This is a genomic window from Streptosporangium sp. NPDC002721 (genome assembly GCF_042888905.1).
Taxonomy (GTDB): domain Bacteria; phylum Actinomycetota; class Actinomycetes; order Streptosporangiales; family Streptosporangiaceae; genus Streptosporangium.
The window spans coordinates 55,422-77,105 of record NZ_JBIAQI010000001.1 but is presented as its reverse complement, the minus strand read 5'-3'; the positions used below and the strand labels follow the sequence as shown (position 1 = coordinate 77,105).

Sequence of the window (21,684 nt, the reverse complement as noted above, 5' to 3'; positions counted from 1 at the left end):
GCCCGGGAGGACCGGTGGCACCGGGACGTACGGGGACGGCGCCGGTGAGCCCGAACGGCGCCCCCGAACGGGAAGCCGCTCCGGCTCTAACCGGCTAGAGGGACCTGGCCGGGGAGCATGGGCTGGCTCGGCACGCCGAGCAGCCTCTCCACGGTGGTGACGAAACGCTCCGCCTCGGAGACGAGCTCCTCCGCGTCGCGCGAGGACACCGTGCGGGTCAGGCCCGCCTCGGCGGCGGCCCGCTTGGCCGCGCTCGTCTCGAAGTAGGGTGCCCACTCGGCCAGGCGGGGCTCGGCCTCGGGCAGCAGCTCCCAGGCGCTGCGCAGCCTGCGCCTGCGGCCCTGCATCGGACGGGGACGGGCCGCCAGGACGGCAGCGGCCGCCCTGAGCGCGGCGAGGTGGGCCGCGACGTAACGCGCGGCGGAGGTCCGGGCAGCGGCGGCCTCTTCGAGGCAGTCGCGCGCGTCTGTGAGGTGCGCCCGCACCGTGGGGGACAACCGGGGCCCACCGGAATCGCTGAGCCGAGGGATCATAGTGCTTCAGCCTCCTTGGTCGCAAGCGGCTCCGGCGTTTTCGCCGGTGGTATCACACTCGCAGACCCCACCGACAAATCCACCGGACGGCCGGACGAGGAGCTTCCCCTCTCCCCGCCCGTCCTGACCTGGCCCGATCGTCTCCGCCGACGACGAGGACCTGATCGGCCGCCCTAGGACACGAGCCGCGAGCCCCGTGTCATCACATCGAACATAAATTCGATCACTAACACTGTCAAGTAAAACGGCGAACAAAAGTTCGATCTTCGGGTGTGTAAGCGCGCGAAGGGCCACCGGGAGATCGGTACGTGGGTGCGCGGAGGACCTTGGGGAGATCGGCGCGCAAGAGCACGCGACGCCCTGAGAAATCAGCACGGGAGCGCGCGAAGGGCCATCGGAAGGTCTGCGTGCAGGGACACGCGAGGCTCCGGAGAGATCGACGCGGGAGCGCGAAAGAGCACCGGAAGGCCGGCACGTGCCGAAATGCGAGGCCCCGGAGAAATCAACGCGTGAGTGGACACGAAAGGGCCCCGGGAGATCACCGTCTCCCGGGGCCCGGTTCACGACCGGCGGGGTCACTCCCGCCGGATCGCCTGTTCGACCGCCCTACCGGACGAACCTGCCCCGGACGTGCACCGGAACCCCGGTACCGAGCAGGCCGGGCAGGACCTCCGCCACGTGCATCGGCAGCCGTACGCAACCGTGGGAGGCGGGCGCCAGCGGCACCGAGAGCGCGCCGTGGAAGGCGATGCCCCCGTTGAAGAAGATCGGGTTGTAAAGCTGGCCCAGGTAGGACTTGTGCCAGCCGTCCCTGCGCCAGGTGGTCTTGTAGTCGCCCGTCGGCGTGCGGGCGTCACCGCAGAAGCGCTGCGACCTGCCCTCCCAGGTGGCCGTCTCGCAGTAGGAGACGCCGCTGCCGGAGGACGTGTGGCTGATCAGTTTCACCGCGCCGCCGACGTAGAGGACCATCACCTGCTTGGCGAGGTTGACCTCCACCCGGGTCGGCTTCCCGTTGGGGACGAGCACCTTCGGCGCCAGCGGGGCCTCCAGGGCGTCCCAGGTCCTGCGCGCCACGGTGCTGGTCGGGGTGACGCCGTTGACCTTCTGGAAGGCCCAGACCGCCGCCAGGGTCGCCCCGCCGTAGCGGCCGTCGATCCTGCCCGGGGCGTAGCCGAGCTCGGCCAGCCGGGTCTGGAGCACCTTCACCGTGGCGCCCTTCGCGCCGAGCTTGAGCGTCTTGCCCGGTGCGGCGAACGGGCTCGCCCCCGTCGCCGTGCCGGACGTGCCCGCCGTGACGGCCGAGGAGACCGGGGAGGCCGAGGTCTGGGCCGCGGCGGCGCCCGCGGAAAGGGTGACGCCCGCGGAAGAGAGGAGTACGGCCCCCGCCGTCATCAGTGCGGCCACTCCCCGCCGCTGTCCAACCCCCACTTTCAATCAACTCCTCATATCACTATGGATCGGGTCAAGGGACCATAGCGCACGGCTTCCCCGTGCAGGACGCCGGTTATGAAGCGGCAATCAACGGTCAATCTGTTTAGAGTGGCCGCGTGCCAGAAAAGTTGCATCCGAACATCGAGAAGGTCGCCGCCGTCCTGCGCGAGCACGACGTTCCCGGCGAGATCGTCATCTTCGCGGAGGCCACTCCGACCGCCGCCACCGCGGCCGCGCAGCTCGGCTGCGAGGTCGGCGCCATCGCCAACAGCCTGATATTCGACGCCGACGGCGAGCCGCTCCTGGTGCTGACCAGCGGAGCCCACCGGGTCGACACCGGCCTGATCGCCAGGACGGCCGGCGTGGCGAAGGTGAAGCGCGCCGACCCCGCCTTCGTACGGGCGGCCACCGGCCAGGTCATCGGCGGCGTCGCCCCGATCGGCCACCCCGCGCCGGTCAGGACGCTGGTCGACACCTGGCTGAGCAAGCACGAGGTCGTCTGGGCCGCCGCCGGCCATCCGCACACCGTCTTCCCGACCTCCTTCGAGGAGCTCGTCCGCATCACCGGCGGGGTCCCCGTCGAGGTCGAGTGAAGACTCCCCGCGTCGCCTGAGCCCCGTACTCCCAGAACACCCCGTACTCCCGAAACACCCTGCACTCCTGAAACACCCTGCGCACGAGACGCCGTGACCATGGCGCGGTGCCGGGCGAGGTCCGCACGCCGTCGCGCGAGCCGCGAGGGGCCGGTCAGGCTCCTCGCGGGCGGGTCCGCGAGGAGAGCGGGAGCGGCCGGGAAACCTCCGGGCGAGCGCCGGGCACCGCTCCCGCGCCTCGGGGAGAGCACCGGGCACCGCTCTCGCGCCTCGCGCCGACCCGCGCCACGTCCGCCCTGCTAGGGTGCGACGCGTGATCGGACTGCGACGGATCGGCCCCGACGAGTTCACACTCCGGCTGGACGCGGTCCTCCGCGTCTACACCGAGGCGATGAACCCGCCCGCCGACCAGATCGCCGGGCGCAGGCTCATCATGGGAAACCACGCCACCCATCCCGCCTTCACCTGCCTGTTCGCCGAGCTCGCCGACGGCACGCCGGTGGGCATCGCCTACGGCTTCCACGGGGTTCCCGGCCAGTGGTGGCACGACGTGGTCAGGCGGGCCCTCGTGGAGAGACACGGCGAGGGCAGCGCCCGCGGCTGGCTGGGCAACGCGCTGGAGCTCGCCGAGATCCACGTCCACCCCGACTACCAGGGGAAGGGCATCGGCCGGGCGATGATCACGGGTATGTGCGCGGGCCGCCTGGAGCGCACCGCCGTGCTGTCGACCCGCGACCAGCCCACCGCGGCCCGGCACCTCTATCGGAGCATCGGCTTCGTGGACCTGCTCACGCAGTTCGTCTTCCCGGGCGGGAACGAGCGCTACGCGATCCTCGGGACCCCGTTGCCGCTGGGCGGCTGAGCCACCGGACGGCGACTCCGGGCACCCGCCGGCGGGATGCCCTCCGGGTCCGGGCGCACCGCGTACGCCCGCGACGAGCCCCTGGCGGCCGGGCAGGCCGCCGGGGGGACACCGCGGCGTCAGACGGACAGCGGAGCGGGCTGCGACGTGTGATCGAGGGCCTGGAAGACCTCGCGGGTCGCGCTGGAGCGGTTGAAGGTGATGAAGTGGATGCCGGGCACGCCCTCGTCGAGCAGGGTCTGGCAGAGCTCGGCGGCGTGCTCGATGCCGAGGCTGCGCACGGCGGCCGGGTCGTCGGCGACGGCCGCGAACCTCTCGGCCACCTCCGGCGGGAACGGCGCCCCGGAGAGCTGCTCGGACCTGGCGATGGTGCTCATCTGCGTGACGGGCATGATGCCGGGGATGATCGGCGTGTCACAGCCACTGGCCGCCACCCGGTCGCGCAGCCGCAGGTAGTCCTCCGCGCGGAAGAACATCTGGGTGATCGCGTAGTCGGCGCCCGCGCGGCACTTGCGCACGAAGTACTCGGTGTCGGAGTCGATCGAGGCCGACCTGGGGTGCTTGTACGGGAAGGCGGCCACGCCCACGCAGAAGTCGCCCGACTGGCGGATGAGCCGGACGAGCTCCTCGGCGTACTGGACGCCCTCGGGGTGGCGCACCCACTCGCCCGTCACGTCGCCGGGCGGGTCGCCCCGCACGGCGAGGATGTTGCGCACGCCCGCCCCCGCGAAGCGGCCGATCAGGTGGCGCAGCTCGCGGACGGAGTGGTTGACGGCGGTGAAGTGGGCCACCGGGGTGAGCGTGGTCTCGTGGGCGAGCCGCTCGACGATGTCGACGGTGCGGTCACGGGTGCCGCCGCCGGCGCCGTAGGTGACGGACACGAAGGTGGGGTGCAGCGACTCCAGCTCGCGGACGGCACGCCAGAGCTGGCGCTCTCCCTCGTCGGTCTTCGGCGGGAAGAACTCGAAGGAGAACGAGCGGGCACCGGCGGCGAGGAGCTCGCGGACGGTGGCGACACGATCGGGGAGGACAGATGCGCGACCCAGAGCCATGGGGCAAGGATACTTCCCCGGCCGCCCGAGTGCCCGATCAGATCATCTTCGCCGCCCGCAGAACGACCTTGTGGCAATTACCGCGCAAAACAACCACCCCTCTAGATCGAAATGTCCCCTTGGACCGTTAATCTCATTACCTGACCTCCTCCCGCCGCCGAAGGCGGGGGATTCCAATTTTCATAGATTGGGTTTCCTGCCTCGCCGCCAGTCGCAAGGAACCCGGAGGTGTCGTGCCCCACATCGGCTCCACAGGCGTTCCACCTCTCCACCGGCCACCCCTGCACCGGGCCGGCGGAGAGGATCTTGTCGATCATGCGTACGGTGGTCGATGTGTCATCACCGCCGGTCAGGTTGCTGTGACGTACGGCGACATGCCGCGTTTTCCCCCCAGAGCTGAAGCCCAGGGTCTCCACACTGGAGGTATTCGATGATCACTTCTGCAGCCGCGCTGGACACGATCCGGTCCGAGGTGGACCGCTCCCTTCGGCAGTTCGTCGAACGGCAGCGCCCGCAGGTCAGCGCCCCGGAGCTTGCCCCGCTCGTGTCGGCGGCCGAGGATTTCCTCTCGGGCGGCAAGAGGCTGCGACCCGCCTTCTGCTACTGGGGCTGGCGTGGCGCGGGCGGGGACGACGATCCCGCGCTCTTCGCCGCCGCGGCCTCGCTGGAGCTGCTCCAGGCCAGCGCCCTGGTGCACGACGACGTGATGGACGCCAGCGACCTGCGCCGGGGCATGCCCTCGGCGCACCGCAGGTTCGAGGAGCTGCACAGGCGGGCGGGCTGGCACGGCTCGGCCGAGCAGTTCGGCGAGGGGGCGGCCATCCTGCTGGGCAACCTGATGCTCATCTGGTCCGGTGAGATGTGGCGGAACAGCGGCCTGCCCGCCGACTCGCTGGCGGCGGCGCAGAAGGTCCACGACGACATGCGCACCGAGCTGATGTGCGGGCAGTACTTCGATCTGCTGGAGCAGGCGCACGGCGAGGGCACCTTCGACAGCGCGCTGCGGGTCGCCCTCTTCAAGAGCGGCAAGTACTCCGTGGAACAGCCGCTCCGGCTCGGCCTGGTGCTGGCCGCCCGGGGCAGGGAGCCGTGGATCGACCGGCTCTGCGAGGAGTACGGGCAGTCCGTGGGCATCGCCTTCCAGCTGCGCGACGACATCCTCGGCGTGTTCGGCGACCCGGACGAGACCGGCAAACCGGCCGGTGACGATCTTCGCGAGGGCAAGCGGACCATGCTTATCGCCCGCACGCTGGCCGTGGCCTCGGAGTCCCAGGCCCAGGTGGTGCGCACCACGCTGGGCGACCCCGGCCTGGACGAGGCCGGAGTCGACCGGCTGCGCCGGATCATCGAGGAGACGGGGGCCCTCGTGGCGTGCGAGGACCTGATCAAGGGATATCTGGAGAACGCCCTGGGCTCGCTGGAGGGCGCCCCGATCCTTCCCGAGGCCCGCGCGGCCCTGGCCGACCTCGCGGTGGCCGCCACCTCACGGCGGACCTGATCGCGGCGGACCTGATCACGGCGGACCTGATCACGGCGGACCTGATCACGGCGGACCTGATCACAGTGGACCTGGCCGAGACGGACCCGGGCGCGCGCCTGACCGGGCCCGCGCCAAGCACGCGACCAGCCCGGCCCAGAACGGGCCATGACCGAGCTCACCGACCGGGCGGGCCGCCCGGCGAAGGACGCGCTGTCCTCGCCGGGCGGGAGGACCTCAGGCGGGGGCGGCCAGCCTCCGCTTGAACTCCTCGGCCGCCGCCTTGGGGTCGTCGGCCTCGGTGATGGCCCGCACGACCACGATCCGGCGCACACCGTACGACATGACCTCGTCCAGGTTGGCGAGGTCGATGCCGCCGATGCCGAACCAGGGCCGGTCGGTCTCCAGGGCCGCGGCGTGCCTGAGCAGGCCGGGGCCCGGGGCGAACCTGCCGGGCTTGGTGGGCGTCGGCCAGATCGGGCCGCAGCAGAAGTAGTCGACACCGGGCTCGACGGCCGCGGCGGACGCCTCCTCGGGGGCGTGAGTGGAACGCCCGATGAGGATGTCGTCGCCGAGCAGGTCGCGGGCGACCGGCACCGGCAGGTCGTCCTGGCCGAGGTGGAGCACGTCGGGACGGATCGCGTAGGCGATGTCGGCCCTGTCGTTCACGGCCAGGAGGGTGCCGTGCCGGTCGCAGGCCTCGCGGAAGACGGCGAGGAGATCGAGCTCCTCGCGCGCCTCAAGCCCCTTCTCGCGCAGCTGCACGATGTCGACCCCGCCCGAGAGGGCGGCGTCGAGGAAGTCCGCGAGGTCTCCCCGGTCACGACGCCCGTCCGTACAGAGATACAGGCGGGCGTCAGAAACCGAGGGCCTGGGCACGTCTCTTCACCTCGGTGTGGCGACCCGCCACGATCGCGTCGACGGGCGAGCCCGGCAGCGTGTCGTCGGGGGTGAAGAGCCAGCGCAGGGATTCGACGTCGTCGTATCCGGCGTCCAGGAGCACCGTGAGGGTGCCGGGCAGGCCCTTGACGACGTCGTCTCCGGTGAGGAAAGCGGCGGGGACCTGTGGCTCACCGCCGCCCCTGCGCACTCCGATGAGCTTGCGGTCCTTGAGAAGTTGCTTGGCGCGACCGGCGCTCAGGTTGAGCCTTCTGGCCACCTCGGTCAGGGTGAGCCACTCGCCCACCAGCTGGTCGGTTTCCCGGTCGATCTGCGCAACAGAAAGCGTCACGAATCCACCACTACCACATCGAGCCCTTCGCCAAACACCTGGCGGCGAGGTTACGCCACCGTACAATCGCGCAACGCTATCGCAGGGTCGGCGAGGCGATCGACGTCGAGGCGCTGGCCGCCCTCGATGAGGCGGCGCCCCTGGACGAGATCGCGGGGGCGGTTGACGGAGAGCACCGCGGTGAGCCGGTCGTCGTCGGTCACCCAGCAGATCGCCCACCTGGGCTTGCCCTCGGCCGCCGGGTCGCCGCGCGTGATCAGGCGGGCGCCGTCGTGGTGGCCGGCGTACTGGACCATGTGGCCGAACTGCTCGGACCAGAAGTAGGGGACCGGGTCGTAGACCGCGGCGTCGCCGACGAGGGTGGCCGCCGCGACGTCCGGGGCGCCCAGGGCGGTGTCCCAGTGCTCGACGCGCAGGCGGATGCCGTAGCGGCGCGACCACCAGGCCGCGCAGTCGCCCACCGCGACCACGTCGGGCAGCGAGGTGCGCAGGTGCTCGTCGGTGACCACGCCGTTGTCGAGCCTGATGCCGGACCCGGCCAGCCACTCGGTCGCGGGCCGCACGCCCACGCCGGTGACGACCACGTCGGCCTCGATCGCCGAGCCGTCGGCCAGGGTGAGCCCCCCGTGGTCGACGGAGGCGACCATCGTGCCCAGGCGCAGGTCGACGCCCGCCTCGGCGTACCAGGGGGCGGTGTACGCGCCGACCTGGCCGAGCGCGGCGGCCAGCGGGGTGTCGGCGGCCTCGACGACGGTCACGGCGCAGCCCGCCCTGCGGGCGGCGGTGGCCACCTCGGCGCCGATCCAGCCCGCGCCGATCACGGCGACCGTGGTCTTCTCGCCGAGCAGCGAACGCAGGTGGAGCGCGTCGTCGATGGTGCGCACCACGTGCTGGGGGCCGTCGCCGCGCAGCCTGATCGGGCGGGCGCCGGTGGCGACGACCAGGCCGTCGTAGGCCAGCTCGCCCTCGGTGGTCTCGACCACGCCGGGATGGAGCCCCTTGGCGGACACGCCCGCGCGGAAGTCGACCTCGAGCGCGTCGAGGTCGGAGTCGACGACCGTGGAGTCGGTCTCGCCGAGCAGCACTCCCTTGGACAGGGGCGGGCGGTCGTAGGGCCGGTGCCGCTCCTCCCCGATCAAAGTGATCTTGCCGCCGAACCCGCGGGCCCGTAATGCCTCCACGCTGCGCACACCGGCCAGGCCGGCGCCAACCACCACGACATGATTCACACTTCCCGACCATAAGCGGGAACCCCGTACTCCTACCAACGGTCGTTGATAACGAAAACGGGATTTACCTCACATCCGACGCGCTAAGCGTGTTGCCCGAACCCTTAGGGTGGGGGTGAAGACGCGCGGGAGCCCGGAACGCACCGGGCTGAGAGGAGGGCTGCGGGCGGGGAAGGCCCCCGCGAGCCGGTGATGTGCGAGGAGACGCGCCCTGGGGCGCGACCCGGCACGGCACGGGAGCGCGAGGTCCGGAAAGCGTCCGCGAGCGAGCCCTCGACCGCCACGAACCTGATCCGGGTCATGCCGGCGAAGGGAGCGGAGCACGTATGGCGGACCATTTCGATCTTCTCGTCGTCGGCGGCGGCGTGATCGGCCTGTCGGTGGCGTGGCGCGCCGCCCGGCGGGGGCTGCGGGTGGCGGTGGCCGACCCCGCGCCGGCCTCCGGCTCCTCGCACGCGGCGGCGGGCATGCTCGCCCCGGTCAGCGAGGTCACCTACACCGAGGAGCCGCTGCTGCGGCTGGGCCTGGCCTCCCTGGAACGCTGGCCCGCCTTCGCCGCCGAGCTGGCGGACGCGAGCGGGCACGATCTCGACCACCGCACCGACGGCACGCTCGACGTCGCCTTCGGCTCAGACGACCTGGGGGCGCTGGACGACCTCGCCGCGTTCGTCTCCAGGCTGGGGCTGCCCGCCGAGCGGCTCACCGGCCGCGAGTGCCGCCGCCTGGAGCCCATGCTCGCCCCCGCCGTCCGGGGTGGCCTGCTCGCGGGCGGCGACGCCTGGGTGGACCCCAGGAAGGTCACCGCGGCACTCCTGGCGGCCCTGGAGCGGGCGGGCGGCGCCCTGGTACGCGCCCGGGTGGCCGGGCTGCTCACGACCTCCGGGACGGTCACCGGGGTACGCCTGGCGGGCGGCGAGAGCGTCGGCGCCGACCTGGTGATCCTCGCGGCCGGGGCCTGGTCGGGCTCCCTGGAGGGGGTGCCCCCGGAGGCGCTGCCCCCGGTGCGGCCCGTCAAGGGCCAGATCATGCGGCTGCGCTCCCCCGCGCCGATCCTGCGGCGGTGCGTGCGCGGGGTCGTCCACGGCTCGCACGTCTACCTGGTGCCGCGCGGCGACGGCGAGATGGTCCTCGGCGCCACCCAGGAGGAGATGGGCTTCGACACCCGCGTCACCGCCGGAGGGCTGTGGGAGCTGCTGCGCGACGCGCGCGAGCTCGTCCCCGGGGTGACCGAGCTGGAGGTGGCCGAGGTGGCCGCCGGGCTTCGTCCCGGCACCCCGGACAACCTGCCGCTGATCGGCCCCACGGTGTTGCCCGGTCTCCACCTGGCCACCGGGCACCACCGGGGCGGGGTCCTGCTCGCGCCGCTCACCGCCGACCTCTGCGCGGGCGAGGGCGGCGAGGCGGACACGGCTCTCTCGGCGCTCTCGGCGCTCTGCTCCCCCCTTCGCTTCGGGGAGCCCGGCTCCCCGCCACACGACCACTCCCGGGAGCGCGTCCTCAGCGAGCGTCCCGGGCACGGCGAGCACACCGGGCATTCTGAGCACACACCGCGGGAGCACCGATGAACGTGACCATCAACGGCGCCGCGCACGAGCTGCCCCCGGGGGCGACCGTCGCGCAGGCCGTACAGCGGCTGACCGGCGTGCGGAGCGGGGTGGCCGTCGCGGTGAACGACGAGGTCGTCTCGCGCGGCGCCTGGGAGTCCACGGCGCTCGCGGAGGCCGACCGCGTCGAGGTGCTCACCGCGGTTCAGGGAGGTTGACCGGCGATGACGGACACAGCAGACGTGACACAAGTGGCGGACATGGCGGACATGGCGGACGTGGCGGACGTGGCGGACGTGGCGGACGTGGCGGACGATCTGATCATCGGCGGGGAGAGGTTCTCCTCCCGCCTCATCATGGGCACCGGGGGCGCCCCGTCCCTGGAGATCCTCGACCGGGCGCTCGCCGCCTCGGGGACCGAGCTGACCACGGTCGCGATGCGGCGGCTCGACCCGGCCGCGCGGGGCTCGGTGCTCGACGTGCTGCGCCGGCGCGACATCAAGGTGCTGCCGAACACCGCGGGCTGCTTCACCGCGGGCGAGGCCGTGCTCACCGCCAGGCTCGCCAGGGAGGCGCTGGAGACGAACTGGGTCAAGCTGGAGGTCATCGCCGACGAGCGCACCCTGCTGCCCGACCCCATCGAGACCTTCGACGCGGCGGAGCGGCTGGTCGCCGACGGGTTCACCGTGCTGCCCTACATCGGCGACGACCCCGTGCTGGCGCGCAGGCTGGAGCAGGCGGGCTGCGCGGCGGTGATGCCGCTGGGCGCGCCGATCGGCTCGGGGCTGGGCGTCCGCAACCCGCACAACATCGAGCTGATCGTGGAGTTCGCGAACGTGCCGGTGATCCTGGACGCCGGGATCGGCACGGCCAGCGACGCGGCGCTGGCCATGGAGCTGGGCTGCGACGCGGTCCTGCTGGCGACGGCGGTCACCCGGGCGCAGCGTCCGGACCTGATGGCGCGGGCGATGCGCTCGGCCGTCTCGGCAGGCCGGGCGGCTCGTATGGCCGGGCGGATACCCCGGCGTCGCTACGCGGAGGCCTCCTCTCCCGCGATCGACGGCCCGCCTCCGATTCATCGATAGAAAACCACCACGTCTCGGCATCGGTTTGGGATTCGGGGACCCTCCCGGCGCCAAATCGCCCGTAAACTCGGCCACGTGGACACGACGCTTACGGACCCCCTGGTCGGGAAACTCCTCGACGGGCGTTACCGCGTTGAGTCCCGGATCGCCCGGGGCGGAATGGCGACCGTCTATCTGGCCCTGGACGTCCGGCTCGACCGCACGGTCGCCGTCAAGGTGATGCACCGCTCGCTCGCCGAGGACCCCGCCTTCGTGCGGCGCTTCATCGGCGAGGCCAAGTCGGTGGCCAGCCTGTCGCACCCCAACGTGGTGCACGTGTTCGACCAGGGCACGGACGGGGACAACGTCTACCTCTCGATGGAGTACGTGCCGGGGCGGACCCTGCGCGACGTGCTCCGTGCCCGGGGCAGGCTGCCCGCCCGCGAGGCGCTGGAAGTCATGATCCCCGTCCTCGCCGCGCTGGGCGCCGCCCACCAGTCCGGCCTCATCCACCGGGACGTCAAGCCGGAGAACGTGCTGCTCGCCGACGACGGCCGGGTCAAGGTCGTCGACTTCGGCCTGGCCCGCGCGATCGAGGCGAGCAACCAGACGCGCACCGGTGTCATGATCGGCACGATCGGCTACATGTCGCCCGAGCAGGTGACCTCCGGCGGGGCCGACGCCCGCAGCGACGTCTACGCGGCCGGCATCATGCTGTTCGAGCTGCTGACCGGCCGCCAGCCGTACGAGGGCGAGACCCCGATGTCGGTGGCCTACCGGCACGTGCACGACACGGTGCCCGTGCCCTCGGCGCTGCTGCCCGGCTCCTCCCCGCTGCTCGACACCCTGGTGGCCAGGGCGACGGCCCGCGACCCCGCGCACCGTCCGGCGGACGCCACCGCGCTGCTGGTCGCCGCCGTCGAGGCGCACCGGATGCTGCCCAGGGAGAGCGGCCCGGTGCCGTCCCTGCCCGTCGGCCCGCCGCACGGCCACGAGCCGGTGGCGCCCGCGCCTCCCGCCCCGGCCAACCACACGCTGATCCAGCCCCGCGCCGACCTGCTCACCGGCCCGGCCGGCGACCGCCCCGAGGCCGCCCCCAGGGCGCGCCGGAGCTCGGGGGCCCGCTGGTTCCTGATCGGGCTGGCCGTGGTGATGGTGATCGCGGTGGGGGTGACCGGCTGGCTGTTCTCGCAGAACACCTCCATCGTGGTGCCCGCCACCCTGGTGGGCAAGAACGTCACGGCCGCCACCGGCGAGGCCAGGCGGAGCGGCTTCACTGTCGAGACGGGCGAGGCCGAGCACGACGAGAAGGTTCCCAAGGGGATCGTGCTGCGCACCGAGCCCGTGGCGGGCACCGAGGTCGAGCCGCAGAGCAAGCTGATCCTCATCGCCTCGGCCGGCCCCAAGCGGGTGGCGGTGCCCAACGTGGTGGGCATGACCGACCCGCAGGCCAGGAGCGAGCTGGCGAAGTTCTCCCTCCGCGTCGACGACGTCAGGAAGCAGGCCAGCGAGACCGTGCCGCGCGGCCAGGTGATGCGGACCGTCCCCGCCGTGGGAAACCCGGTCAAGGAGAACAGCAAGGTCGACCTGGTCGTGAGCGCGGGCCTGGTCATGCCGGACATCAGGGGCATGCCCCGCGACCAGGCCGACGCGGTGCTGCGCGGGGCCGGGTTCGTCCCCGAGTTCGTCGAGCAGACCGACTCCGCCCAGCCGTGCACCGTCATCGCCCAGGACCCGCAGCCCAAGGCCGAGGTCGACCGGGGTGCCGTGGTCCGGCTGACCCTGTCGCAGTGCGGCGGCGACTGGCGCTGGCCCTGGGAGCGCGAGGGCGAGCCCCCGCCCGGCGACGACCAGAAGATCGTGGTGGTCCCGAACATCGTGTTCAAGGACTACCGCGCGGCGAGAGACGAGCTGCGCGCCGCGGGGGTCACGGTGAAGCTGAGGCGCACCCTGGGCAAGGGCAGGGTGCTCGCCCAGATCCCGGCGGGCGGCCAGGCGGTCCCGCCGGGCACCGAGGTCACCATCTGGTACTGACACTCCGGTGCCGGCGCGGGTCAGCCCCCGGTGAGGAAGCCGTGCAGGCGGATCCGGGCCAGGCCGCCGTCGGGGTGGATGTCCACCCTGGCGTACGCGGCCGCGGGCGCGTCCCGGACGCGGAAGCGGTGCCGGGTGTCGGGCAGCAGGCGGGTCCTGGGCAGCAGCGGGAACCAGGTGGTGCCGTCCGCGCTGCCCGTGACGGAGACCTCGGCGGGGGCGTTGAACACCAGGTTGGTGGTGTCGATCTCGGCGAGGCTGACGACGCCGGAGCCCGCCAGGCGGATCACCAGCCAGTCGTTGCCGTCGTCGCGGCGGCGGGCGGTCTCCCAGCCCTCGGCCTGGTGGCGGGCGAGACCGGGTGAGATGGCGTTGTTGGGCGAGGAGTAGAACTCGTTGGAGCAGGCGACGACGAGCGCGCCGTTCTCCAGGGCGGCCAGGTCCAGGCCGAGCCCCTCGTACAGGGACAGGTCGGGCCTGACCTCGCCGTGCACCCGCAGGCGGGCGATCCCCCCGTCGGGGAACATGTTCAGCCGTACGTGCGTGAAACGGCGCTCGCCGGAGACCGCGAAGAGGTGTTCGGCGTCCCCTTTGAGGTCACTCCTGGGAACGATCTCCGTCCAGCCGGCCGCCTCCAGCTCGGCGACCGTGGGGTAGCCCTCGACCTCGACGGCCTCGACGGAGGCGTACGGCGGGTAGTTGCCCTTGAACCAGGCGGTGTCGATCACGACGCCCCTGACCACGCCGGGCATGCCGAGCCTGACCAGGGCCCAGTCGTGGCCGGGCTCGCGGCGCCTGCGGGTCTCCCAGCCGTCGTAGACCTGGCCCTTGGCCCCGAAGGTGTGCGGCGCGAAGCCGGGGCGGCCCGGCCTGATGAGGCTCTCCTTCTCGGCGAAGGACTCGTCGTTGGCGGCGACGACCGAGCCGCCGAGGGTGCGCAGGGCGAGGTCGGGCAGCGCGGTGAACCCCGCCGGGGACTCGGTCGTGAACTCGGTCGGGGATCCGGTGGTGAACTCGGTCGTGAATTCGGTCAAGGAGAGAGCCTTTCTCGCGGGGAGCCGTCCCGGCCGCCGGGGCCGTTCCACAGGGTCGTCGCACGGACCGGAACCGTTCCGGCCGGATCGTCCCGCCAGGGCCGTCCAGAGGTCCGCGGGGTCGGCGGGGTCGGCGGGCCTACAGGAGGACGCCCCGGGGATCCCTACCCACGGCCCGGCCGCGCAGCCACGTCGTGCGCACCTCCCCCAGCAGCGTCCTGCCGTGGTAGGGCGTGACCGGGTTCCTGTGGTGCAGGGCGGAGACGTCCACGGTGTGGACGGCGCCGGCGTCGAAGGCGACCAGGTCGGCGTCCGCGCCCACGGCGATGGCTCCCTTGCCGCGCAGCCCGGCCAGCTCGGCCGGGTTCCCCGCCATCCAGCGCACGACGTCGCCCAGGCCGTGCCCGCGCCGTACCGCCTCGGTCCAGACGGCGGTGAGGCCCAGCTGGAGGGAGGAGATCCCGCCCCAGGCGGCGGCGAAGTCGGGCACCTTCAGGTCGGGGGTGGAGGGCGAGTGGTCGGAGACGACGCAGCCGAGCACCCCGTCGGCGAGACCGCGCCAGAGCTCGTCGCGGTTGGCCGCGGAGCGGATCGGCGGGCAGCACTTGAACTGGGTGGCCCCCTCGGGCACCTCCTCGGCCGTCAGCGTGAGGTAGTGCGGGCAGGTCTCCGCGGTGAGCCTCACCCCCTCCCGCCGGGCCCTCGCCAGCGGTTCCAGGCACAACGCGGACGACACGTGCAGGATGTGCGCCCGCACCCCGGTCTCCCCCGCCAGCGCGGCGACCCGTTCGACGGCGCGGCGTTCGGACTCCCCCGGCCGGGAGCCGAGGAACTCCGGGTATCCCGGCCCCCCGGGATCGGCGAGCAGCGCGGGGTCCTCGGCGTGGACGACCAGCAGGCCGTCGAAGGAGGCGATCTCCGTCATCGCGGCCCGCAGCCCGGCCTCGTCCAGCGGCGGGAACTCGTCCACGCCCGACGGGGACAGGAAGCACTTGAACCCGCGCACGCCCGCCTCGTGCAGCGGTCGCAGGTCCCCGGCGTTGCCGGGGACCGCCCCGCCCCAGAAGGCGACGTCCACCGCGCACTGCCCGTCCGCGGCCCGCCTCTTCACCTCCAGGGCGTCCGTGTCCACGGTCGGCGGCAGCGAGTTGAGCGGCATGTCCACGATCGTGGTCACCCCGCCCGCCGCGGCCGCCCGGGTGGCGGAGGCGAACCCCTCCCAGTGGGTACGGCCGGGCTCGTTGACGTGCACGTGGGTGTCGACCAGGCCGGGCAGCAGCGCGACGTCGCCGAGGTCGACCCGCTCGGCGGCCTCCGGCCAGGCGTCGTGGGCGTACACCCCGACGATCCTCCCGTCCCGTACGGCGACCACCGCCGGTCCCTCTCCCCCGGGCAGCACGACCCTGCGGGACCGGATGACCAGATCCGGTACGTTCTCGGCCTTCGCGCTCACAGGTGCCTCTCCGCGACCCTGCGGGCGAGCCGCTCCAGCAGCGGGCCCGCCTGGGACATGCACACGGCCGGGTCGGGCTCGATGTCGGTGAGGGCGTAGGCGGCCGTGATGCCCGCCGCGTTCAGCTCCTCGTCGCCGAGGCTGCGGCGCCCGCAGACCGCGACGACCGGGACCCCGGCCTTGGCCGCGGCGCTCGCGACCCCCGCGGGCGCCTTGCCGCGCAGCGTCTGCTCGTCGAGCGAGCCCTCACCGGTGACGACGAGGCGCGCGCCCTCCAGCCGGTCGCGGAAGCCGAGCAGTTCCAGGAGGTAGTCGATGCCGGGGCGGAAGTCGGCCGCCAGGAAGGCGAGCGCGGCGAAGCCCACTCCCCCGGCGGCGCCCGCGCCCGGCTGTCCCGCCACGCCCATCGAGCGGACGACGCCGTCGTGCTCGATGGCCCCGACCAGGCCGTGGGTGTGCGCGGCGACGGCGGCGAGCCGGGCGAGGGCCCGGTCGAGCAGCTTCACGTCGTCGGGACTCGCGCCCTTCTGCGGCCCGTACACGGCGGCGGCGCCGTGCGGGCCGAGCAGCGGGTTGTCCACGTCGCCCGCGACCACGAACTCGACCCCGTCGATCGGGAGGAGCCCGGAGGTGTCGATCCTCTCCAGGTCGCGCAGGGCCGCTCCCCCGAAGGGCAGGTCCTTCCCTTCGGCGTCCAGGAAGCGGACGCCGAGCGCCCGCATCATGCCCGTGCCGCCGTCGGTGCAGGCGCTGCCGCCGAGACCGAGCACGACCCGCCGGGCCCCGCGCCGTACGGCGTGGGCGACCAGCTCGCCGGTGCCGTGGCTGGTCGCGGTGAGCGGGGCCAGCTCGACGCCCTCGTGCGCGGGGGACCCCGCCGGGGCGGCGGGCCCGGAGGCGACCGGCAGCCGCCGCAGGCCGGACGCCTCGGCCAGCTCGACGACCGCCGTCGGCACGTCCCCTCCCGGGGAGCCGTCCCGTGGCGGGGAGGCGTCGCGCCAGGCGTAGGAGGCGAGGACCGGTTCGCCGACGGGGCCGGTGACCTCGACCTCGACGCGGGTGAACCCGCAGGCCACGACGGCGTCCACGGTGCCGTCGCCGCCGTCGGCCACCGGCAGCGCGACCGTGGCGACGCCGGGCCCGAGGCCCGCCGCGACCCGCGCGGCGACCTCGGCGCCGGTCAGCGAGCCCTTGAACTTGTCCGGGGCGATCACGACGTGTCCCGACGACTCAGACAACCCTGCTCCCTGGTGACGGATGGGCGGCACGCGTCCCCGGCCGGTGCGAGCGGACGGGAGGCGGATGCCGGAACCCGGTGAGACGGAGCACCATCTTGACATCCACCCCCGGACGCACCGGACGCCCGGTCCCTCGCCCCGGAACTCCCGGACGCCGGGTTCCCCCTGAGCTTCCCGGACTTCCCGGACTTCCCGGGCTTCCCGGTCGGCCTGTCCTCTCCGGCGGGACCTCCGGGCCGCCGCGCGGGAGGGTCAAGAGATCCCGAAGCCCTGCTCCGCGGCCAGGCGCATGAGGCGGCGGTGCGCCTCGCCTCCGGCGCGGCCGAGCTCGTCCTGGGCGACGGTACGCAGCTCGTCGTCCTCGACCACGGTCCGGCCGCCGACCAGCAGCCGGGCCAGCGAGGGCTGCCGGGTGCCGAAGACCAGGGCGCAGACCGGGTCGGCGACCGCGGAGGCGAAGGCCCCGGTGCGCCAGAGGGCGATGTCGGCGAGCTTCCCGGCCTCCAGGGAGCCGAGCTCCTCCTGGCGGCCCAGGTTCCTCGCCCCGCCGAGGGTGGCGATCTCCAGGGCCTGCCGGGCGGTGAGCGCGGTGGGCCCGTACCTGGCCCGCTGGAACAGCAGGGCCTGCCGCATCTCGCCGGAGAGCGAGGTCAGCTCGGCGGAGGCGCTGCCGTCCACCCCCAGGCCGACGTTCGCGCCCCGGTGGAGCATCTCGGAGACACGGGCGATCCCGGCGCCGAGACGGCCGTTGGAGCTGGGGCAGTGCGCCGAACCCGTCCCGGTCTGGGCGAAGACGTCGATGTCGCCGTCGCTCAGGTGGACGGCGTGGGCGAACCACACGTCCGGGCCGAGCCAGCCGAGCTTCTCCATGTAGTCGACCGGGCGCTGCCCGACCTGCCGCAGGCAGTGCTCCTCCTCGTCGAGGGTCTCGGCGAGGTGGGTGTGCAGCCGTACCCCCTTGGACCTGGCCAGCGCGGCGGCCTCGGTCATCAGGTCGGCGCTGACGGAGAACGGCGAGCAGGGGGCGACCGCGACGCGGAGCATCGAGGAGAAGGACGGGTCGTGGTAGGTGTCGACGGCCTCGGCCGTCGCGTCCAGGATCTCGTCGAGCCGCTCGACCACGACGTCCGGCGGCAGGCCGCCCTGCGACCTCCCCCGGTCCATCGAGCCCCGGGCGGGGTGGAAGCGCAGGCCGACCTCGCGGGCCGCCTCGATCTCCGCGGCGAACAGGTCCCCGCGCCCCTTGGGGAAGATGTAGTGGTGGTCGCTGGAGGTGGTGCAGCCCGACAGGGCCAGATGGCCCAGCCCCGCGCCCGCCGCCCCCCTGACGACCTCGGCGTCCATCGCGGCCCACACCTGGTAGAGCGCCGTCAGCCACTCGAACAGGGTGGCGTCCTGGGCGAGCCCCTGGGAGGCCCACTGGTAGAGGTGGTGGTGGGTGTTGACCAGGCCGGGGGTGGCCAGGCAGCCGGTGCCGTCGATCCTGGCCGCTCCCGGGACCTCCGGCGCCGGGCCCGCGCCCACGGCCGCGATCCTGTCGCCCTCGACGTGGATGTGCCCCGAGGCGATCTCCGGGCCCACGACCGGGGCGATGTGAACGTTCTCGATCAGGATGGAACTCATGAAGCCTCCGCCTTTCGCGCCGCGGCGAGGCGTACGGCGTCGAGGATCTTCTCGTAGCCGGTGCACCGGCACAGGTTGCCCGCCAGGGCCTCGCGGATCTCCGCGTCGGACGGCCGCGCGACCCGTTCGAGCAGGTCGTGGGCCTGGACGAGGAGGCCGGGGGTGCAGAAGCCGCACTGGACGGCGCCGCACTCGACGAAGGCCTCCTGGATCGGGTCGAGCCGGTCGCCGTCGGCGAGCCCCTCGACGGTGCGGACCTGGCGCCCCTCGGCCTGCCCGGCGGCGACCAGGCACGCGCAGACGGGGACCCCGTCGAGGTAGACCGTGCAGGAGCCGCACTCGCCCTGCTCGCACGCGTTCTTGGAACCCGGCAGGCCGACCCGCTCGCGCAGCACGTACAGGAGGCTCTCGCCCTCCCAGACGTCGTCGGCGGTCTCCGTGCGGCCGTTGACGGTGAAGGTGACGCGCATCATCCGGCCCTCCTCTCGAAGTGTCCGGAGCGGAACTCGTTCCACGCCCAGGTGAGGGTGCGCCGCGCCATCACCGCGACGGCGTGGCGCCGGTATCCGGCGGTGCCGCGCACGTCGTCGATCGGCGAGGCGGCCTCGGCGGCCAGCTCGCCGAACCGGCCGAGCACCGCGGGGTCGAGCCGCGCCTCCCAGTCGAGCTCGGCGGCGAGGAACTCCTCGGCGGCGACGGCGCGGCGGGGGGTGGGAGCGGCCGAGCCGATGCCGGTGCCGACCCGGCGCTCGCCGGGACGGAGCGCGATCGCGAACGAGCAGACCGCGATCACCATCGCGTTGCGGGTGCCGACCTTGGAGAAGTACTCGGGTCCGCTCGCGGGGCTCATCCAGAAGGCCCGGATCAGCTCGTCGGCCTCCAGCGCGCTGCGCTTGACCCCGAGGTAGAAGTCCGCGGCCGGGATCATCCGCACGCCCCGGGCCGCGGACTCGACCTCGACGACCGCGTCCCCTGCCAGCAGCGGCGGGTGGCTGTCCCCGGCGGGCGAGGCCGCTCCGAGGTTGCCCCCCACGGTGCCCCGGTTGCGGATCTGCGGCGAGCCGACCGTGCGGGAGGCCTGAGCCAGGCCGGGCAGCCGGTCGCCCAGCTCGGCGATGAGCCGGGCGTACGTCACCCCCGCGCCGACCCTGAGCCTGCCGTCCGGCTCCTCGCTCCACCCGGCGAGCTCGGCGACCCGGTTCAGGTCGAGCAGCGCGCCGGGCCGCCGCACGTCGAAGTTGAGCTCGACCATCATGTCGGTGCCGCCCTGGATGGGTACCGCGTCCGGCCGGTCGGCCCTGGCGGCGAGTGCCTCCGCCCACGTGGCGGGTCGCAGGAAGTCCATGGTCCTCACTCCCACGCGAAGCGGGCGTCGGGGGCGTCGTCGCGCAGCACGCCGCCCTCGATCAGCCCGTAGGGACGGTCGGCCGCGTGGAACACCTCGTTGGGGTTGTCCAGCCCGAACGGGGTGAGGTCGACCAGGAAGTGGTGCTTGTTCGGCATCGCCAGGCGCACCTCGCAGACCTCCTCGCGGGCGTTCAGCACCCGCTCGCCCATCGCGTAGAGCGTCTGCTGCAGCGACAGGCTGTAGGTCTCGGCGAACGCCCCGAGCAGGTGGCGGCGCACCTCGTCGTACGACTCCCCGTACGCCGTCCCCGAGGAGACCGAGGAGACCGAGGAGATCGCGCCGGGCAGGTGCCGCCAGCGGGCCGAGACGGCGGTGGCGAGGACGCGGTCCTTGGTGGGCGGGAGGGTGGTGTACTCGTCCTCGACGAAACCGGAGAACTCCGAGTCGGTCGAGTTGAGCACCACCAGGTCCCTCAGCCCGGAGACCACGGTGGTGGTGCCGTCGCGGTCGTGGTGGACGGCGCAGGTGCGCGTCTCCCGGCCGGAGCGGACGAAGGAGTGCCGCCCGCGCTCCCTCGCGACGTCGTCGGGCACCGGGATGCGGTCCCAGAAGTGCTCCTCGACCTCCACGCGGGCGTGGTGGACGGCAGGCTGCGACTCCACGTAGTGGCGGGCCAGCAGGATCGCGAAGTCCTCGATCTCGGCCACGCCGTACTTCCTGGCGAAGGCGTAGACGGTGTTCTTCTGCGTGTCGGTCGGCAGGACCGCGGCGTTGTCCCCGGTGAGGTGGACCGCCTCCATGTCGCCGGACAGCGCCGAGCCGACGGTGACGTCCTTGAGGTGGTGGACGCCGCCGTCCCTGACGACGCGGACCAGGCGGGTCTCCGCCTTGCCGTAGCGGTTGGGGCCGAGAACGACGGGCATGCTTAGCTCCCTCGGTACGTCGAGTAGGCGAACGGGCTGAGCAGCAGGGGCACGTGGTGGTGCTCGGCCGGGTCCGTGACGGTGAAGTCGATCGACACCCTGGGATAGAAGGCCTTCACCGCGCGGGCCGCGAAGTAGCCGCCGGTGTCGAAGACCAGGCGGTGCTCGCCCGCCCCGCAGGTCCATCCCGCGATCCGCCCGTCGGCGTCGGTGACCCCCTCGGCGAGCACCTCGCCGCCCCTCCCCGTGCCGTCCGGGCTTCCCGGTCTCTCCAGGCGTACGGCGACCCCGGCCGCGGGCCTGCCCAGGGCGGCGTCCAGCACGTGGGTGGACAGGCTCATCGGGCGGCTCCCAGGAGTTTCGCCAGCCGCAGACGGGTGATCTTCGCGAGTTCGGCCCTGACGACGTCCCGTTCGGTGTCCTCGTCGTTGCCGAGCCGTTCCGTGAGACGGGCCAGCATCTCCTCCGCCGACAGGCCGGTGGCGCAGATCAGGTAGACGTGGCCGAAGCGGCGCTCGTAGGCGCGGTTGCCCTCCGCCAGCCGGTCGAGGACCTCCCGTCCGGCCGTGTCGACCCCCGCCTGCTCCCCGCGCGACCAGGCCGCCTCCCTCGCCGAGTGTCCCTCCGGGGGCTCCGGGTGCCCCTCCGGACGCCGTTCCCGGCGGCCGGGCGGCCCGGAACCCGCCGCCGGGCCGTTCTCCCCGGGCGGCTCGCCGATCCGGGGGTGGGCGGCCAGCGCCTCGCCGACACCGGACCAGTCCAGCTCCCGTACGGCGGCCTCCGCCACCTCGGCCAGCCGGTCGAGGTCTCGGTAGGGGCGCAGCGCGGCCACCTCCCGGGCGAAGGCGCGGGAGGCGCAGCAGGCCAGCAGCCCGGCCTCGGCCTCCTCGGCGCCCAGCGCGTTGAACGCGGCCAGTCCCGAGAGCGGCGGCGCGGAGTTCCCCTTAGGCATGTGAGCAGTACACACACCCCCACCGTGCGCGGTCCAGCGCCACGAAGCGCAAAGTGAGCCATG

General features: G+C 73.2%; 22 protein-coding genes. 7 read left to right on the top strand and 15 right to left on the bottom strand.

The window, feature by feature from the left end:
• Window positions 1–86: 86 nt before the first annotated feature.
• Window positions 87–533 carry an SAV_6107 family HEPN domain-containing protein gene (locus ACFYWM_RS00350; RefSeq protein ID WP_389906809.1) on the bottom strand — a complete coding sequence of 149 codons (447 nt, stop codon included), beginning with the start codon at window positions 531–533 and terminating at the stop codon, window positions 87–89.
• 606 nt (window positions 534–1,139) lie between these two features.
• Entirely contained in the window at window positions 1,140–1,961 is an 822-nt protein-coding gene (locus ACFYWM_RS00345) for a L,D-transpeptidase family protein (RefSeq protein ID WP_389906807.1), read from the bottom strand.
• 119 nt (window positions 1,962–2,080) lie between these two features.
• On the opposite strand from ACFYWM_RS00345, the gene ACFYWM_RS00340 reads away from it, so the two are divergent.
• Window positions 2,081–2,557, top strand: coding sequence for a YbaK/EbsC family protein (locus ACFYWM_RS00340; protein WP_389906805.1), 477 nt, complete (start codon window positions 2,081–2,083; stop codon window positions 2,555–2,557).
• Window positions 2,558–2,870: 313 nt separating this feature from the next.
• Window positions 2,871–3,419 (top strand): GNAT family N-acetyltransferase, encoded by a 549-nt coding sequence (locus ACFYWM_RS00335; RefSeq protein WP_389906803.1) that lies wholly within the window; start codon window positions 2,871–2,873, stop codon window positions 3,417–3,419.
• A 119-nt stretch (window positions 3,420–3,538) separates the two neighbouring features.
• On the opposite strand, the gene metF is transcribed toward ACFYWM_RS00335, so the two are convergent.
• On the bottom strand, window positions 3,539–4,471 hold the full coding sequence (metF, locus tag ACFYWM_RS00330; protein WP_389906801.1) for a methylenetetrahydrofolate reductase [NAD(P)H]: 933 nt from the start codon (window positions 4,469–4,471) through the stop codon (window positions 3,539–3,541).
• 430 nt (window positions 4,472–4,901) lie between these two features.
• On the opposite strand from metF, the gene ACFYWM_RS00325 reads away from it, so the two are divergent.
• Window positions 4,902–5,969: a polyprenyl synthetase family protein gene (locus ACFYWM_RS00325; protein WP_389906799.1), complete on the top strand. Its 1,068-nt coding sequence runs from the start codon at window positions 4,902–4,904 to the stop codon at window positions 5,967–5,969.
• Window positions 5,970–6,185: 216 nt separating this feature from the next.
• On the opposite strand, the gene thiE is transcribed toward ACFYWM_RS00325, so the two are convergent.
• From thiE to ACFYWM_RS00310, 3 genes are read right to left on the bottom strand one after another with little or no spacing between them, the layout of a single operon-like run.
• Window positions 6,186–6,827 (bottom strand): thiamine phosphate synthase, encoded by a 642-nt coding sequence (thiE, locus tag ACFYWM_RS00320; RefSeq protein ID WP_389906797.1) that lies wholly within the window; start codon window positions 6,825–6,827, stop codon window positions 6,186–6,188.
• Window positions 6,805–7,179 (bottom strand): Rv2175c family DNA-binding protein, encoded by a 375-nt coding sequence (locus ACFYWM_RS00315; RefSeq protein WP_389906795.1) that lies wholly within the window; start codon window positions 7,177–7,179, stop codon window positions 6,805–6,807. The genes thiE and ACFYWM_RS00315 overlap by 23 nt, the downstream gene beginning before the upstream one ends.
• A gap of 50 nt (window positions 7,180–7,229) precedes the next feature.
• Window positions 7,230–8,408, bottom strand: a complete 1,179-nt coding sequence (locus tag ACFYWM_RS00310; protein WP_389906793.1) for an NAD(P)/FAD-dependent oxidoreductase — start codon at window positions 8,406–8,408, stop codon at window positions 7,230–7,232.
• Between the two features lie 326 nt (window positions 8,409–8,734).
• Here ACFYWM_RS00310 and thiO point away from each other — a divergent pair, with 326 nt between their 5' ends.
• The 4 genes from thiO to pknB all read left to right on the top strand — a co-directional run bounded on the left by thiO (window position 8,735) and on the right by pknB (window position 13,050).
• Window positions 8,735–9,973, top strand: a complete 1,239-nt coding sequence (thiO, locus tag ACFYWM_RS00305) for a glycine oxidase ThiO (RefSeq protein ID WP_389906791.1) — start codon at window positions 8,735–8,737, stop codon at window positions 9,971–9,973.
• Window positions 9,970–10,170 carry a sulfur carrier protein ThiS gene (gene thiS / locus ACFYWM_RS00300; protein ID WP_344745009.1) on the top strand — a complete coding sequence of 67 codons (201 nt, stop codon included), beginning with the start codon at window positions 9,970–9,972 and terminating at the stop codon, window positions 10,168–10,170. The genes thiO and thiS overlap by 4 nt, the downstream gene beginning before the upstream one ends.
• Before the next feature lie 51 nt (window positions 10,171–10,221).
• Entirely contained in the window at window positions 10,222–11,037 is an 816-nt protein-coding gene (locus ACFYWM_RS00295) for a thiazole synthase (RefSeq protein ID WP_389907499.1), read from the top strand.
• 75 nt (window positions 11,038–11,112) lie between these two features.
• Window positions 11,113–13,050 (top strand): Stk1 family PASTA domain-containing Ser/Thr kinase, encoded by a 1,938-nt coding sequence (gene pknB, locus ACFYWM_RS00290; protein WP_389906788.1) that lies wholly within the window; start codon window positions 11,113–11,115, stop codon window positions 13,048–13,050.
• 20 nt (window positions 13,051–13,070) lie between these two features.
• On the opposite strand, the gene alc is transcribed toward pknB, so the two are convergent.
• From alc to uraD, 9 genes are all read right to left on the bottom strand, one after another.
• Window positions 13,071–14,006 carry an allantoicase gene (alc, locus tag ACFYWM_RS00285; protein ID WP_389907497.1) on the bottom strand — a complete coding sequence of 312 codons (936 nt, stop codon included), beginning with the start codon at window positions 14,004–14,006 and terminating at the stop codon, window positions 13,071–13,073.
• A 217-nt stretch (window positions 14,007–14,223) separates the two neighbouring features.
• The gene (allB, locus tag ACFYWM_RS00280; protein ID WP_389906786.1) at window positions 14,224–15,537 is read right to left on the bottom strand and encodes an allantoinase AllB; all 1,314 of its coding nucleotides are present in this window, start codon (window positions 15,535–15,537) and stop codon (window positions 14,224–14,226) included.
• Complete coding sequence (locus ACFYWM_RS00275) at window positions 15,534–16,775, bottom strand: glycerate kinase (RefSeq protein WP_389906784.1); 1,242 nt, start codon at window positions 16,773–16,775, stop codon at window positions 15,534–15,536. Before ACFYWM_RS00275 ends, allB begins: the two co-directional genes overlap by 4 nt.
• A gap of 252 nt (window positions 16,776–17,027) precedes the next feature.
• The gene (locus tag ACFYWM_RS00270; protein ID WP_389906782.1) at window positions 17,028–18,398 is read right to left on the bottom strand and encodes an 8-oxoguanine deaminase; all 1,371 of its coding nucleotides are present in this window, start codon (window positions 18,396–18,398) and stop codon (window positions 17,028–17,030) included.
• Window positions 18,395–18,868 carry a (2Fe-2S)-binding protein gene (locus ACFYWM_RS00265; RefSeq protein WP_389907495.1) on the bottom strand — a complete coding sequence of 158 codons (474 nt, stop codon included), beginning with the start codon at window positions 18,866–18,868 and terminating at the stop codon, window positions 18,395–18,397. Before ACFYWM_RS00265 ends, ACFYWM_RS00270 begins: the two co-directional genes overlap by 4 nt.
• Complete coding sequence (locus ACFYWM_RS00260; RefSeq protein WP_389906780.1) at window positions 18,868–19,743, bottom strand: FAD binding domain-containing protein; 876 nt, start codon at window positions 19,741–19,743, stop codon at window positions 18,868–18,870. The genes ACFYWM_RS00265 and ACFYWM_RS00260 overlap by 1 nt, the downstream gene beginning before the upstream one ends.
• Window positions 19,744–19,748: 5 nt before the next feature.
• Window positions 19,749–20,669 (bottom strand): factor-independent urate hydroxylase, encoded by a 921-nt coding sequence (pucL, locus tag ACFYWM_RS00255; protein WP_389906778.1) that lies wholly within the window; start codon window positions 20,667–20,669, stop codon window positions 19,749–19,751.
• Between the two features lie 2 nt (window positions 20,670–20,671).
• Window positions 20,672–21,010: a hydroxyisourate hydrolase gene (gene uraH, locus ACFYWM_RS00250; protein WP_389906776.1), complete on the bottom strand. Its 339-nt coding sequence runs from the start codon at window positions 21,008–21,010 to the stop codon at window positions 20,672–20,674.
• Window positions 21,007–21,621, bottom strand: a complete 615-nt coding sequence (gene uraD / locus ACFYWM_RS00245) for a 2-oxo-4-hydroxy-4-carboxy-5-ureidoimidazoline decarboxylase (protein ID WP_389906774.1) — start codon at window positions 21,619–21,621, stop codon at window positions 21,007–21,009. The genes uraH and uraD overlap by 4 nt, the downstream gene beginning before the upstream one ends.
• Window positions 21,622–21,684 lie beyond the last annotated feature (63 nt).

Bases quoted from the DNA above. Each gene is read 5' to 3' on its own strand.
- ACFYWM_RS00350 (WP_389906809.1), bottom strand. From the start codon at position 533: ATGATCCCTCGGCTCAGCGATTCCGGTGGGCCCCGGTTGTCCCCCACG.
- metF (WP_389906801.1), bottom strand. From the start codon at position 4,471: ATGGCTCTGGGTCGCGCATCTGTCCTCCCCGATCGTGTCGCCACCGTC.
- ACFYWM_RS00325 (WP_389906799.1), top strand. From the start codon at position 4,902: ATGATCACTTCTGCAGCCGCGCTGGACACGATCCGGTCCGAGGTGGAC.
- thiO (WP_389906791.1), top strand. From the start codon at position 8,735: ATGGCGGACCATTTCGATCTTCTCGTCGTCGGCGGCGGCGTGATCGGC.
- thiS (WP_344745009.1), top strand. From the start codon at position 9,970: ATGAACGTGACCATCAACGGCGCCGCGCACGAGCTGCCCCCGGGGGCG.
- ACFYWM_RS00295 (WP_389907499.1), top strand. From the start codon at position 10,222: ATGGCGGACGTGGCGGACGTGGCGGACGTGGCGGACGTGGCGGACGAT.
- ACFYWM_RS00270 (WP_389906782.1), bottom strand. From the start codon at position 18,398: ATGAGTTCCATCCTGATCGAGAACGTTCACATCGCCCCGGTCGTGGGC.
- ACFYWM_RS00265 (WP_389907495.1), bottom strand. From the start codon at position 18,868: ATGCGCGTCACCTTCACCGTCAACGGCCGCACGGAGACCGCCGACGAC.
- ACFYWM_RS00260 (WP_389906780.1), bottom strand. From the start codon at position 19,743: ATGGACTTCCTGCGACCCGCCACGTGGGCGGAGGCACTCGCCGCCAGG.
- pucL (WP_389906778.1), bottom strand. From the start codon at position 20,669: ATGCCCGTCGTTCTCGGCCCCAACCGCTACGGCAAGGCGGAGACCCGC.
- uraH (WP_389906776.1), bottom strand. From the start codon at position 21,010: ATGAGCCTGTCCACCCACGTGCTGGACGCCGCCCTGGGCAGGCCCGCG.
- uraD (WP_389906774.1), bottom strand. From the start codon at position 21,621: ATGCCTAAGGGGAACTCCGCGCCGCCGCTCTCGGGACTGGCCGCGTTC.